We start from the raw sequence: 12525 nt of genomic DNA, 5'->3' as shown, positions 1-12525 counted from the left end.
CGTCAAGCCGTCTCGAGGATGCGCTCTGCGGCGCCACCGTCGAGGGTGCGCGGACGGTCGGTCTCGACCGGTTCGCCGTTCAGGCCATCGTTCTCAGCCGCAGCGAACGCGGCACGCAGGAAGGGGTCGCGGAAGAGCTGGGAAAGCGGTTTTGTGTTAGAATGATTGGTAGCCATGGCGAAGAAGATCCTTTCTCGCTTGGTTAGAGCCGGGAGCGAGGTTGCCGCCTTGCCCCGGCTTGATTTCGTGATATCATGGGCGCATGAGCAAATCAAGTCGTGAAATCACGAAATCACCAAAGAAGCGTGCCGAGGCAACCGGCGAGCCGGTTCTGGTCCGCGTTCAACCCGAAATGGCTAAGAAGATTGATGATTTTCGCCGCCAGCAGGAAGACCTACCCGGCCGCCCTGAGGCTATCCGTCGGCTGGTGGAGTTAGGCCTAAAGTCGAAGAGATGACGAACTCTTGATCTCAAATCGCGGCCCGCACCCACCTTCCGCACGCCTCCAGGTTGCGTTACTTTACCTAAGTTGAGTCAGCGTCATACTTCGGGGGGATCGTTTGACTGCCAAGTTTAATTCGCACGGTTATTTGGACGCCGGAATTCACCATCTGACAAAGAACGACATTGAGGCCCTATTCGTCACAAGCTTCCCTCATTCATCCACGAGGGCCACAATCCTTGCTGGATATAAGAAGCATTGCGAAGACATCGTCAGCATAGTCGGAAACTGCGCTGAATTGATCGACGGAAGCTTCACTACAAGTAAGAACGATCCCGGCGACGTAGATCTGGTAATGCTTCTGGATGCCACCGTCGTCGATGCCCTGCCACCCAACAAGCAGGCCGAATTGAGGGCTCTCGTCTCTGGCCCCGTTACAAAAGCGGCTTATATGTGTGATGCCTACTTTTGTCCGGTCTATCCAGTGGGTCATGCGATGAGCGACCACGCGCGGCAGCAGCGCAAGTACTGGCTAGGAGAGTTTGGATTCGACAGGAACGACGTCCCCAAAGGCATTGTGCATGTCGCGCTGCCCGGTCCGACGCCGATCACACCACCAGCGGTACCCGCGCCATGAACCTATGGGAAGGCATAGATCCCAGCGAAGCCGAGTCCCGCATGCGCGGTCTATCGCGGCGCTTATCGGAGCTTGATGAAGCGCTCAAGTCTGCACAACATATTCGCGCGCTGCATCCCGATAGCTTCTCGGCGGAGTTGAGCCTATCGAGCCTTTCGCATTTACAGCAGCGGCTAGAGCAAGAGCGACTTGAACTGGTAAAGTACCGAACCCGCGAGAGACTAACCATTTCGCTATCCGGTCATTCTTATGCTGATCACTCGGCGGGCGTCGGTGAATTGGGCGTTTTTCTCATTCGGCTACAGAAGCTCTACTCGAGCATCGCGCAAGCGATAACGACTGGACCAAGTCGTAGGGGACCACTATCTCACGACATCATAAATTCCACGGCGATGAGATTCGCGGATGTCTTTCCGTCGTCTTTCGGCATGGAAATCTTCATCCGTCCTCGATTCGACGTGTTCGGCGAGAGCATTGCTGCAAGCACCCTTCAGACGCTTTTCGCCCTTCTGCGAGCGACCAATCAAGAGGGAGAAATTTCGCGCCTATCTGGGGAGCTCGGTCAACGCGCAGTTGGTCATTTGCGGCATGTACTAGATGATCTGTCACGCTCGCACGCGGGGTTCTCGCTCGATTGGACAGACATGGCAGGTAGTAAGTTTAGCTGGTCCGCCGATAACGAGACTATCCCCGCGCTTCAAAGAAATGTCGCAAGATATCGGACAAAAAGGAGCATCGAGATTTCGATACCAGCTGTATTGCTGGGCGCCAGCCTGCTCCGCGATAGGTTTGAATTGATGGATGCGCAGCGCGATATCATCGAAGGTAAGCTTGCGCGAGACGTTAAGTTCAAGCTCCGAGAATTTTTCGGTCGGCAGTGTATTGCGACTCTTGAGAAAGTTGAGATCGACGAAACGATAACGGGTGATACCCGCGCTTTTTTTACTCTCGTTGGAATTAGGCCCCAGGGGGACACAACCCCGGCGAACCCGCCATAAGGAATTCCGGCACGGCTGGCCGGCTCGCTGGCAGACCTACCCGGTCCCCATTCTCACTGGCACGTCCACCGAGCGAATGTTCGATCCGCGCTTCCCGCAAACCGTGCAGACGAACCGCGGCTCGACGTCGGAAATGCGCACCTCGTCAGGCCATCGCGACGCGTCCATCTGGACATTGTGAGAGCACCTGTAGTCCTTGCAAAAGACGATGATCCGCGTTGCGCCGGTCTCGCGCATTTCGCCGAACGTGATCTTGGTGGGATAGTCCGTCATGCGAGCCATTACAGCGCTCGCGGCGCCGACCTTCAATCCCACGACGGCTAGCGCTTCAGTGCCAGCTTCGACCCAAGGCGTCGGTCAAGCCCAGAGATTATCCCCACCGCAGTTTTCAACTCGTCAGGATTTTGCTTGGAGTACGCCAAGGATCAGGGCTGGCTCGAGTACCACGAGAGCAGGATGTTCGTGAGAATGCTTCAACCGGGCAAAGACCTGCTCGTCTGACCGAGGGCCGCCAGGTCTTTCTCAGTTGAGCCTATCGCCTCTGCCGTTCTGACACGATGTACCAATATCCGGTCCCAACCGCGGCGGCCGCACTGAGCGCTCCGACGATTGCGACGATCCCTTCTGCCAGCTCCATTCGGGCCTCATTAAATCACTAGAGCTTAGAAGACAAAATCAAGCACCAGCACCGCGCCGACGACGCTCAGAATTACGATGATGAGAAACCAATCGCCTCGGCGTTCTTCCGTCATGGGTCCGCCTAGAAAAGCAACGGCCCCCGCGCCCGGAGGAGAACGCTGAGACCGATTTTTCTACTCTTCAACCGGGAGCAAGCCTGCCAACGCCGCAAACTACCCTTTTGTTCCCAAACTGGGAACAGCAGGACGGCACCCAATCGACCAAGGCCGGCGAGAATCTGCTCGACTAAAGTTGATGGAGCCGATTCACATGTTCAATGCTTGGCGATGCTATCCTGTAAGTCTATTGCTCGATTGGAATTCGCAGATGGTGGTTGCAAATGGAATTTATTGGACGCCCGATGCGAGGCCGCTTCCTCGTTCGGCAAGGTGGCAATGGTTGGATGGTCTACGACAGCGAGCTCAAAGGACCAGCCCAGATAGAAAAGAACGGGGCATTCGCCGAGAAGCTGACAAGAGAACAAGCTGAGATTCTGGCGGAGCGGCTGGCGACTCGCAAATCCGGCTCATGATACCTACCTTCGGGGCATGCCGATAACCCGAAAGCCGCTCGAAATCCCGCTTGAGGTCGCCCGGCAGTTCGCCGCGAAGATGCAGGCGTTCCATGCCGAGTGCAGCCCGCTCAAGCGGGACGAGATCGCCGCGGACATCAGGCACCTGCTCCTCCAGCACATGCCGAAGGGTGGTTGGCAGATGTCCTCGACCTATTCGAGTTGATGCGATGACTGAGCCGGCATGCATCCTCTGCGACGACGCCGGATGGGTTTGCGAGAACCATCCTGACCAGCCATGGACCGGAAATCACGCGTGCAGGTGCGGCGGCGCTGGCGCGCCCTGCCCGAAGTGCAATAGGCCGAAGCCAGACGACAAATTTCCGCGGCTGCCGCGAGGGTTTCGAAGCATGTTCAGCAGACGCGATCGCGATAACTCGCGCTGAGTACGTCGTCTGTCTCAAAATAGTCAGCGTCCCCGGCCCAGTGTATCGCTGGCGGCCTGCGCTTTTACCGATCCGAAAAGACGATGTTACCGGACGGACTCCTTGCGTCCCGACATTCTACTTTCGACTATCCGGGCGGCTACGGGATTGCGCTCCACCGGTGGTTGCGCGTAGTACCGGGCAACTGGGGGGCTTTTTCATGAAATATATTGGGATGGTGGCGCTTGCCGCCATGTTGTGTGGATGTGCGATCCAACGAGCGCAAGTTGCCCAAGATGCGCGCGTACAGATGGTCGGCATGTCCAAAGAGCAGGTACTCACCTGCATGGGCCCGCCCGCCAATAAAGCCGCCGAAGGCCAGACTGAGGTTTGGTCTTATAATTCTGGCGACGGCACAGTAGTTGCCAGCGGCTCGACGTCCTACGGAAATTATTCCGGCGTCGCATCTCGGCGGTTTTGCCAGATCAATGTCGTGATGTCCGGCGGTGCAGTCTCAGCAGTCAACTACCAAGGACCGACAGGCGGCCTCATCACTGCGGGCGAACAATGCGCGTATGCCGTCGATCCTTGCGTCAAACCTCGAACATAACTTTGACGCGGGGTTGAACGTCGCACGATGACGGATACGCTCCTCCCCGCGATCGCCATATTGCTTTGTCTCGCAACGCCGGCAGCCGCCGCATGCGGAGAACGAGGCGGCCCTGGTTATCGTGGTCCGAATGGCAAATGCGTCGGGTGGACTGAGATAGGCCGCGTATGCGGCACTCCGCCCAACACGCGATGCAAGCCTGAGGCTGTGGCCCCGAGCGCAACCGAGGCGGCCGGTCACGGCGCCAAGATTGAAGAGCTACGCCAGCCGCAGAAGAAGTAAAAGGCCCCGTGAGGCCGTTCAGAAGCCGTGGCGAGGGCACAAAGAAGAGACCGACCCCGATTAGATCTCGGCTCTCCCGTGCGCATCATCGTGGAGCCGTAGCCCCACCGACAACCACACTGCCGCCGCCGCTCCTGTACTCAATGATTTGGTCCGGCTCCCGCGGCTTATCCGTTGGCGACGGATAGCAGGCCGGCGCGCAGTCCATCACCTCCCTAACGCCCTTGTCCCGATACGTCACGATCCGAGAACCAACGGCGATGTTTGCGTCATAGATCAGCCGCTTCAGGGTCGCGAATTCTGACCCCGCGGCCCCGAATACGAGCACCCTGGTTTGACCGACGCTCTTCGGCCGCAGGATCAACGTGAATTCGTCTGTCGGGCCAACCGATGCCATGAGCACGGTTGGGTCATCGACCTTCACTTCCCTTACCGGAATGTCGAAGCGGAGGTAGCGATCGGCGCCAATGAAATCCGAGGAGATCAGCAGATAATCCGAGGCGTTGCCCGCCGACGAATTTGGCGTCTTCGGCGGCTCTCTCAGGTTGGTCTCGCCGAGGTTCGGTTTGGCGTATTCGCGCGCGTCTTGTGCGCTGGCGACTGAACCAAACGCCAGCAATGCCAGAACAACAATGAATCTCATGAAAATGCCCCTTGAAAAAAGGGAGCATACAACCATAGATTCAAATCGGCAAGCGCCACAACTAACGTAAAAACACGGGTGCCCGAGGTAATCGGTTAGGTTGGTCGCCGACTGTTGGGCTGGCCAAATAGATCTCGGGCATTAGGATCCGATCACGTAGCCGCTGCCTGAACCGCCGCCGCCACCTCCGCCGGCCGCATCGTCAAATGCGCTGACGAGCAGCCCGACGTAGTAATGATCGAGGCTCGAGTTAGTGTTTGCGAACGCGCCGGATGATCTGCTGATGCCGTATCCACTGGTGCCCCAGGGATCGGCCGCACGATGCGCGGCATTGGCGATGGTCTTGTAATAAAGTTGCACGTTAGTCGACGTGCTCGGTTGGATTACCGCTCCGATCGGCTGGTTCGCGGCCACGTTGTAGGGAGTTGGAAAATAATCGTAGAGCCACGCCGGGTTGCCGGTCGTCACTGAAATCTTGTTCGTGTAGGCGTGAGCAACCTGGGCGACAGGCGTCCCGAGCGGATCGCTATAGAGGTTGAAATTCAGATCGCCGCTGCCCGACATGTATGCGTACATGCCGCACACCTTCATCGGGAACGGCATCTGAAAGAGCTGGCCGAACTCTTTGGTGCCGGACGTGTTGTTCCAGTTCTGGTTATTGTAGACCGAAACAACATCGCTGGCATCGAAATAGCCGATCGCACCGTCGTTGAATACGACGGTGATTCCGGGGACGCTGCCCTGAACACCGGAAAATGATCCTTGGTACGTGCCGACAAACGGAAAGAGCACGCTGTTGTTGCTCGCAGCGCGGCCAAACGAGACTTGGCAGAAGTCCGATCCGCCCAGTGCCGAGTACTGCACTGCGAACGCGACGAGATCGCCGTCGGCAATCGTCTTCGATCCCGTCGTCGGGACACTCGTGGTCCAGGCATTGTTGGGTGGGGTTGTGGTCGCCGCCGTGTGCGCGCATTTGACATCGAACGTCGTCGAGCCCCCGCTATTAACTGGACGACCCGGACCACCATTCGTCGTATCGACCGCGGCGAGGCCGACATTGAGAACCGTCGTGCCGCTCGCAAAGACCACACCGTTATTGCGCCAGCCGATCGCCGACGAACCCGTGGTGTCGATCGTATGCGAATTGCCGTCCGACGTCCGCATCCGTCCGATGATGTAGGTTTCGTTCCCATTGCCCGTCATGAAGTTGGCCTGGAAGCCAGACGATGGCACGACATAAGGAAGCGGGCCGAGCAAATTCCTGGCGCCGGGAAGTGACTGAAGGGCCATGTCAGACCTTTGACTTGAAGCCAACCATCGAGCAGGTCACGGTCGTCGCCGCGGCTGATCCGTCGAAATTCCAGGCTGTGTTGGCGGAGCCTGGGATAGGAACCGGAGGATTGAAAATGCATCCGCCTCCGGCCGGGACCGGGAGCGATACCTTCACAGTCGAGCCGTCCTTGATATCGACCGTGATGGCCGTGGCTGACGTGTTGCAAAGCACGACCGACGTTAGGTAAGTCCGGATGCCGGAGCCCTGCGCCGAGATACACGACACCGAACCACCAGAGGTATCCGTCGCGTTGCCGGTGACGATGTCCTCGAGCCCGCAGTGCGGACGCATCAGCTTGACGCCATCCAGCCCAGCATAGTTCTCGACCCGGTCCCCGGCCGAAACAAGCGTCGCGGTCGACTGGCCGGCAATGGCCTTCGATCCCGTCTTGACGGGGTTGCCGCTATCGACCGCATCGTTGGCAGTATCGCCACCGATTCCGCCGGTTACGGTCGCATCAGCATGAACCCAAAGCTTCCCGCTTGAATCGAAATTGAACGTTGAATAATCACCATCCGTGCCAGAGCTTGACGCCGCGGTGTCGCGCCTTACGCCCAAGATAAGCAGGCCGGGGTCGCCGGACGCCGCTGGGGCGTCCTCCGCCTTTGCAAGTGTCCCACCAGCTCCGTCGCTCAGCACCGGCATTGCAGAGAACGGCCCGGTCCCAGTCCCGCTCTCGTCCCATTCTCGGCCGCTGAAGGAGCCAGCGTTTCCGTCTTTATATGGCTTCGTGGTTGCAGCGCCGCTCATTATCGAACCCTGTGGTGATGAACAAAGCTATTGTAGAATTTTCCGAAGTCGTGGGAGTACGTGACGGCATCCGGATCATAGTTACCGGGCGTGTAGATCGTTCCGACCCGAATAGTTGTCGGCGGCTGACCACTGCTCGAGCCGATGTTGCCCGGCTCAAAGATCGAATTGATGCAGTTATCGAGGGTTGGCATTTGCTAAATTTCTCCTAGTGCTGCACCGGGCTCTGGCATCCCACCAGAGCCCGGCTTTCGCCGGTGCGGTGGGATTAGGCCGCGCCAGACGATCGAAGATTCTTTGCCGGCAGTTCGACGGTGATGGTGGCTTTCGGTCCCGCAGGGCGCGGTGCAGTTTGCTGCGCGATGCCCGCCTTGACATTGGCCTCGGTAGCATTGGCGAGCGCGTCCGTTGCGGCTCGATGGTTCGTTCCCGGAGGAAGTGCAGTCATTTCGATTCCCTTTCGAGGATTGTGTGTGGTTATGCCGCCTTGAGGCGGTTGAATTCATCGAGCGTTTCCGCCTCGATGCCGCTGGCGAGTTCGTCTGCGGTCGGCTCACGAGCCAAGCCGCGATCGAGATCGATCACACGACCTTTGCGCAGCCACGGCACCTGCTCCCTCGCTTCGATTGGCTGGGCAGCGGCCTCAAACTGCTCGGCCGACATTCCAGTGTCGATGCGCGCGCTATCGCGGCCCGCCTCTACGGCAGATGCGGCAATATCGATGGCGGCCGACAACTCCGCGATTTCGTCGATCAGTGAGCCGTGCACCGCGCGCAGCACATTCTCTTTGAGGAGGTTCAGGTGGCTGTCAGCCACCCCGGTCATCGCCGATGGCGCTTCAATGATCGCGGCGCGGATCTGCGGGTCAATGTCATCCGCTCTCGTGATCTTGTCGCGCTCGCTCTGCGGTAGACCGCGGAGCCAAGTCCTGATCTCCATCCGCGCAATGGCCCCGGCTGCGTCGGTCGGATCGGCCTTTGGCAGCTGAAGGCGTCGGCGCATGTCGTCCAGCTCCTGCTTGGCCTTCGAGATCGTGCGGCGTCCTTGGTGAAACACCGGCACACCCTGATGCAGGACGTGATTCCGGTGCTGATCCTGGCGGCCCTGTTCCGTGTATCGGGCGTCGGCAGCGAGCTGGCGGCCAATGCTTTCCGCAAGGTCGACGGCGGACAATGCGGCGAGATAGGCCTTTTCCAAGCGTTCAACAGTGGAGCCCGGCTTGGCTTTTAGGTCCCACATCCGAATTGCATGGTTGGTACGAAGGGAAGGCAAGAATTTCGGCCGTCCTTCCGCCCTCGACGCGGGCCCACCGTTTGCCTGCAAGATCTTGCGGCGACCTTTGACGCCGAACTTCTCGCCAATCGAACTCATTCGCCTGTTCTCCTATCGTGAAACGGCAAAGCCGCCGGCCAAGGGGCCTTCGGTGATCTGACCGTCGAATTTGCTTCGCTTGGTGCCGTCGAGCTTTATTGAACAGCCCATGCTCCAAGAGCCCATGACTGCGCCGACTGGCTGCGGCTTCGTCATCAGCTCAGTCAAAGCCCACACGAGCGCGTCAGCCCGATCGGGCGATCCTTCGCCGAGGTATCCCTCGCCCGTCATCGCAGCGAGCTGGTCTTCCATCTCAGTGAAATTGCCGGCGTGACGAACCCTGCGCTGCTCGTACAAGGCCGCGATCGGTTCGGCGCGCTGGATCTTGCCGCGCGATGCAGTCACCTCACGGTAAGGCACGCTCGCATCGACTGTGCGGACGACATGTTCAATCATCGCGCCGCCAAAATTGCGCTCACCAATGATGCGGTCGGCCTTAAACTCATGGAAGGCAGCCACGGCCCGCGCGCCCCAAATGCCAGGCGATGCCTTGATGGTGCGATCGGCCAACACATAGCCGAAGCCATCAACACCGAGGCCAGCAACGACAATGCCGACAGCATCGCCGCCGTCATCTTGGCCCGCGGTACCCGATGGATCGATCGCGACGACCACCCGCTTTAGATCGGGAACGGCGCCAGTGAAGCGCGCCTTCTCTAGCAGATCGCGGGGCCACAACGCCCCCTGCACATCCTCAAGAAGCTCAGCGTTGATTTCTTGGCGGCCTAAGCGGGTGCCGCCGTATCTGTCCTGGATCGCCTTGAGGAAGCTCGGCGGAAGGTTCGCCGCGTTATCAAGCGTCGAGCCGCGGGTGACTACGACGTCCCTTCCCTCGCGGGCTAGCAACTCCTTCAGCAGCTTGATTGGCTTAGGCGTGGTCGTTACGAGCCAACGAGGATGTTTGCCGAGCCGAAGTCCGAACATCAGCATATCCCACGACGCTTGGGCATCCGTCCAAGCGGCCAATTCGTCCGCCCACGCCGCATCGTGCTCCGGGCCACGGAGCCGGTCGGCTTCCTCACTGGAAAACGTCGTGGCGGTGGCGCCGTTCGGCCAGGTCAATCGACGTTTGGAAGGCTCATAAATTGGCCTATTCCACGAGGGAGCCAGTCTAAGCAAACCGGAAACACCCTCGATCATCGTGTCGCGGGCGTCGGCGGCCGTGGGTGCCACCAGAGCAATCCTGCCAGCAGCCCCGGTCTCAACCAGTTCGTTCACCCACCCGCCGCCAGTGAACGTCTTGCCGAAACCGCGGCCTGCCATGAGCAGCCAGCCTAGCCAATCGCCCTCCGGCGGGAGTTGGTTCGGGCGAGCCTTCGCGCGCCAACCGCCATCGGCCAGCGCGTCCGCCAGGGTTGATGCGAGGCTAGGCTGCATGTTCGACTACCTGACTCGCAGACGGGCTTGGCAAGGCCGCTGGTGAGTCCTGTCCGTCCAGGTCGCGAAGTGCGGCCACCACCGACGCGCGTGCATCAGGGAACGGCGCAAGGGCTTTGAGCATGGTTGCCTGCATCCGCAGGAAAGCCGGGTGCTCAGCCAGAATGGCCACGTTGTTCGTGATATTGATGCTCTGGGCCATCGAGCCCAGTTCGCCCGTGACGCGGGCGATCACCTCGAGCACCGACACCAGCCGGCCGGCAACAAGTGCAGCGCCGCGGCCGTCGCCAGCTTCGTTCATGGTCGCGAGTTGGCCCGACAGGACGGTGCGGACCATGCGGAGATGGTCCAGGACGCTGTCGCCCTCGGTGGCCGCCTTCTCTGCCAGCTCGGCTAGTTGAGCCGGACCGCAGAGGTAGGACGCCTTCGCCTCATCCGAGACGTGGTTGTGCCAGTGCCGGTGGATGCTGTCGCGCTCGAGATCGAACTTCTGAGCCAGGCTATCGAGGGAAGCGCCGCCGGCCTTCAATAGCTCAATGCGCCACCGCTCGGGGTGGCGACAGACTTGGCAACGTTGGGAGCGCGTTGTGACGCCCATGGGTAGCGTGACTTTCCAGTACATCCGTGGAAAGCCCGCTCCGCTTGCGCGGCCATGGGCACATCGGGCGAACCCGATGCAGCGAATATACGCGATAAGCCGTCGCGCTCAAAGGCCTATTTGTGCGTAGCGCTGTGCTTAGGTGCACGTGACATCCGAAGACGTCCGTTTCACAGGAGTTTTGTGAAGTGCGGGCGGAAATAGCATCCGCCTAGTTTACCCCAAGCCACGCGACAGGTGCTGACTAGCGTCGCGGCGCGCAGTCGGCTTGCGTAATCGGCGGAGAATGTTCGGCCGGAAGGAGCCCAGGAAAAAGTCCGCACTAGCGCGATTGATCTGCAGGCGGCGAGCGCAAGCTTAACGATGCTCCCGCTCGTACTGTTTGAGTAGCCGCCTGAATTCTTTCTGATCGTGAGGATGCATCCGCCGCAAGACGGCGTTTATCCTGCAAGTATCACGAATGATCCGCGTCCCGCGGTAGGTGGTCTCGCAATGATAGCCCTGAACCACTACGTTGCGGTCCGCCGCATTCGCGGGCATTGCGGACAGCAAAAGAACCAAAACTAGGTAGCGCACGGGTTTGCTCCTGCAGCGGACCTGCCTGCCCGCGACGCATGTTTGGGTCACTTCAAGCGCCGAACTTCCAACTTACCTGAGGGGTCTGGTACCCCACCGCTGCCGGCCTTCTCATGTACCTGCTCCCTGCGGGGTATCCCCCCGAGATATAGAGGTAGTGTGGGTTTTCCCTACTGGGACAGTAGTGTGGAAACTCCACCCTGGGAATTGCCCTCTACAGTGTGGGTTTCCCCTACTGTGACAGTGTGGGTTTTCCACCCTGGGGATTTATTTTTCGCCATGCGTGCCAATCGGGCGAGTTGAACGGCCACCTCAGCAGTTCGGACGTTTCGCCATTCGTGTGAGGGATTAGGGGAGCTCTTGCAATTAACGCATGTCAGCCGGAAGTAGTTGGGCCACCGAAATTCCCCGGCGCTTGGTTTCCCGCGCTGAGTGATCTCAACAAATCCCAAGGCTTCCAGTTCGCGGATTGCGGGCGCGATTGCCTGCCGATCGATCCCGTATTCCATGAACTGATCGTAGGTAACCGGAAGCCGGCCGTTATCGTTGCCGCCGTGGTGAGCGAGCTCGATGCAGATCCGATCGAACACGCGATGTGCTGACAAGCTCAGGGCTCGCCATGCTGGGCTAGCCAGCATCTCGATAGTCCGGGCAGAGAACTGCCCGTCTATCTGATTGTTGCGCCTTTTGCCCAAGGACTAGCCTTCCCCTGAGCGCCCAGCGAGCGCCAATTCCAGGGTTTCCTCAACCCTGTCACGCTCGGCTGTCACGCCGTTGCCGTGACTGTCACGGAGCCTTTCCCGCCTGCGCCGTTGCCGCTCGGCCGCGGTTTTGTCCTTCGGTCCGGCTTCGAACTTCGCCTCGACCTTGTCGAACTCTGCTTCGACGCTTGCCCAATTGATGTCCGGTCGGCTCGCCTTTATTTGCTCGATCTGCTCGGCCGGAGAACGACGAACCGGCCGCTCCGCTATCTCGACGTCCTCGTATGAGAGCCCGCCACAGTTGCGGACGAACTCGATATCCTCGTGCCCCGCTGCCACCAGGATCGCCTTGCACAGGCCGAGCGCGTTCGCCGCGTCGAAGTAGACCCAAACATCTTCAGGATCTAAGGACCCCGCCTCTTGCCGAATAACCACCTGGCCGCGGGCGTTCGTAAAGACCGCTGTTCGCGGCTGGTGCTCTAGGACAACATCGGAGCTGTCCCAATCGAAATCGCTCATCGCGTCACCTCTCCATGCAAGAGTGGCGCAATGATCGAAGCCATCGCCAGACTGATCGCACAACGCCGCGTCAG

14 protein-coding genes are annotated in these 12525 nt (G+C 59.6%); 6 read left to right on the top strand and 8 right to left on the bottom strand.

What is annotated here, in order from left to right; all coding sequences use genetic code 11:
- Positions 1-2: 2 nt before the first annotated feature.
- The gene (locus tag ACZBJS_RS14175) at positions 3-176 is read right to left on the bottom strand and encodes a hypothetical protein (protein WP_463438836.1); all 174 of its coding nucleotides are present in this window, start codon (positions 174-176) and stop codon (positions 3-5) included.
- Between the two features lie 86 nt (positions 177-262).
- Between ACZBJS_RS14175 and ACZBJS_RS14170 the strand changes: the two genes are divergently transcribed.
- From ACZBJS_RS14170 to ACZBJS_RS14145, 6 genes are all read left to right on the top strand, one after another.
- Entirely contained in the window at positions 263-457 is a 195-nt protein-coding gene (locus ACZBJS_RS14170; RefSeq protein WP_463438835.1) for a hypothetical protein, read from the top strand.
- 103 nt (positions 458-560) lie between these two features.
- The gene (locus tag ACZBJS_RS14165) at positions 561-1079 is read left to right on the top strand and encodes a DUF6932 family protein (RefSeq protein ID WP_463438834.1); all 519 of its coding nucleotides are present in this window, start codon (positions 561-563) and stop codon (positions 1077-1079) included.
- Positions 1076-2077 (top strand): hypothetical protein, encoded by a 1002-nt coding sequence (locus ACZBJS_RS14160; protein WP_463438833.1) that lies wholly within the window; start codon positions 1076-1078, stop codon positions 2075-2077. The genes ACZBJS_RS14165 and ACZBJS_RS14160 overlap by 4 nt, the downstream gene beginning before the upstream one ends.
- 1018 nt (positions 2078-3095) lie before the next feature.
- Entirely contained in the window at positions 3096-3287 is a 192-nt protein-coding gene (locus ACZBJS_RS14155; protein WP_229162894.1) for a hypothetical protein, read from the top strand.
- Between the two features lie 16 nt (positions 3288-3303).
- On the top strand, positions 3304-3492 hold the full coding sequence (locus tag ACZBJS_RS14150) for a hypothetical protein (RefSeq protein WP_463438832.1): 189 nt from the start codon (positions 3304-3306) through the stop codon (positions 3490-3492).
- 419 nt (positions 3493-3911) lie between these two features.
- The gene (locus ACZBJS_RS14145; RefSeq protein WP_463438831.1) at positions 3912-4301 is read left to right on the top strand and encodes a hypothetical protein; all 390 of its coding nucleotides are present in this window, start codon (positions 3912-3914) and stop codon (positions 4299-4301) included.
- Between the two features lie 367 nt (positions 4302-4668).
- On the opposite strand, the gene ACZBJS_RS14140 is transcribed toward ACZBJS_RS14145, so the two are convergent.
- The 7 genes from ACZBJS_RS14140 to ACZBJS_RS14110 form a co-directional block, all read right to left on the bottom strand.
- The gene (locus ACZBJS_RS14140; protein WP_304495466.1) at positions 4669-5226 is read right to left on the bottom strand and encodes a pilus assembly protein N-terminal domain-containing protein; all 558 of its coding nucleotides are present in this window, start codon (positions 5224-5226) and stop codon (positions 4669-4671) included.
- 141 nt (positions 5227-5367) lie between these two features.
- Positions 5368-6516, bottom strand: a complete 1149-nt coding sequence (locus ACZBJS_RS14135; RefSeq protein ID WP_463438830.1) for a hypothetical protein — start codon at positions 6514-6516, stop codon at positions 5368-5370.
- A 1-nt stretch (position 6517) separates the two neighbouring features.
- Positions 6518-7204 (bottom strand): hypothetical protein, encoded by a 687-nt coding sequence (locus ACZBJS_RS14130; protein ID WP_463438829.1) that lies wholly within the window; start codon positions 7202-7204, stop codon positions 6518-6520.
- Positions 7205-7786: 582 nt separating this feature from the next.
- Complete coding sequence (locus ACZBJS_RS14125) at positions 7787-8680, bottom strand: hypothetical protein (protein WP_463438828.1); 894 nt, start codon at positions 8678-8680, stop codon at positions 7787-7789.
- Between the two features lie 12 nt (positions 8681-8692).
- A complete protein-coding gene (locus ACZBJS_RS14120) occupies positions 8693-10057 on the bottom strand; it encodes a DNA-packaging protein (protein WP_463438827.1) in 1365 nt (454 codons plus the stop codon).
- Positions 10047-10679, bottom strand: a complete 633-nt coding sequence (locus ACZBJS_RS14115) for a hypothetical protein (RefSeq protein ID WP_463438826.1) — start codon at positions 10677-10679, stop codon at positions 10047-10049. Before ACZBJS_RS14115 ends, ACZBJS_RS14120 begins: the two co-directional genes overlap by 11 nt.
- A 1250-nt stretch (positions 10680-11929) precedes the next feature.
- Complete coding sequence (locus ACZBJS_RS14110) at positions 11930-12451, bottom strand: hypothetical protein (RefSeq protein ID WP_463438825.1); 522 nt, start codon at positions 12449-12451, stop codon at positions 11930-11932.
- Positions 12452-12525: the final 74 nt, after the last annotated feature.

The sequence above is a fragment of the Bradyrhizobium sp. KZN70725 genome (assembly GCF_055264925.1).
The sequence above is the reverse complement of the archived record's forward strand: the minus strand, read 5'-3'. Positions and strand labels throughout refer to the sequence as shown.

Bases quoted from the DNA above. Each gene is read 5' to 3' on its own strand.
- ACZBJS_RS14175 (WP_463438836.1), bottom strand. From the start codon at position 176: ATGGCTACCAATCATTCTAACACAAAACCGCTTTCCCAGCTCTTCCGC.
- ACZBJS_RS14170 (WP_463438835.1), top strand. From the start codon at position 263: ATGAGCAAATCAAGTCGTGAAATCACGAAATCACCAAAGAAGCGTGCC.
- ACZBJS_RS14160 (WP_463438833.1), top strand. From the start codon at position 1,076: ATGAACCTATGGGAAGGCATAGATCCCAGCGAAGCCGAGTCCCGCATG.
- ACZBJS_RS14155 (WP_229162894.1), top strand. From the start codon at position 3,096: ATGGAATTTATTGGACGCCCGATGCGAGGCCGCTTCCTCGTTCGGCAA.
- ACZBJS_RS14150 (WP_463438832.1), top strand. From the start codon at position 3,304: ATGCCGATAACCCGAAAGCCGCTCGAAATCCCGCTTGAGGTCGCCCGG.
- ACZBJS_RS14145 (WP_463438831.1), top strand. From the start codon at position 3,912: ATGAAATATATTGGGATGGTGGCGCTTGCCGCCATGTTGTGTGGATGT.
- ACZBJS_RS14140 (WP_304495466.1), bottom strand. From the start codon at position 5,226: ATGAGATTCATTGTTGTTCTGGCATTGCTGGCGTTTGGTTCAGTCGCC.
- ACZBJS_RS14135 (WP_463438830.1), bottom strand. From the start codon at position 6,516: ATGGCCCTTCAGTCACTTCCCGGCGCCAGGAATTTGCTCGGCCCGCTT.
- ACZBJS_RS14130 (WP_463438829.1), bottom strand. From the start codon at position 7,204: ATGCCGGTGCTGAGCGACGGAGCTGGTGGGACACTTGCAAAGGCGGAG.
- ACZBJS_RS14125 (WP_463438828.1), bottom strand. From the start codon at position 8,680: ATGAGTTCGATTGGCGAGAAGTTCGGCGTCAAAGGTCGCCGCAAGATC.
- ACZBJS_RS14120 (WP_463438827.1), bottom strand. From the start codon at position 10,057: ATGCAGCCTAGCCTCGCATCAACCCTGGCGGACGCGCTGGCCGATGGC.
- ACZBJS_RS14115 (WP_463438826.1), bottom strand. From the start codon at position 10,679: ATGTACTGGAAAGTCACGCTACCCATGGGCGTCACAACGCGCTCCCAA.
- ACZBJS_RS14110 (WP_463438825.1), bottom strand. From the start codon at position 12,451: ATGAGCGATTTCGATTGGGACAGCTCCGATGTTGTCCTAGAGCACCAG.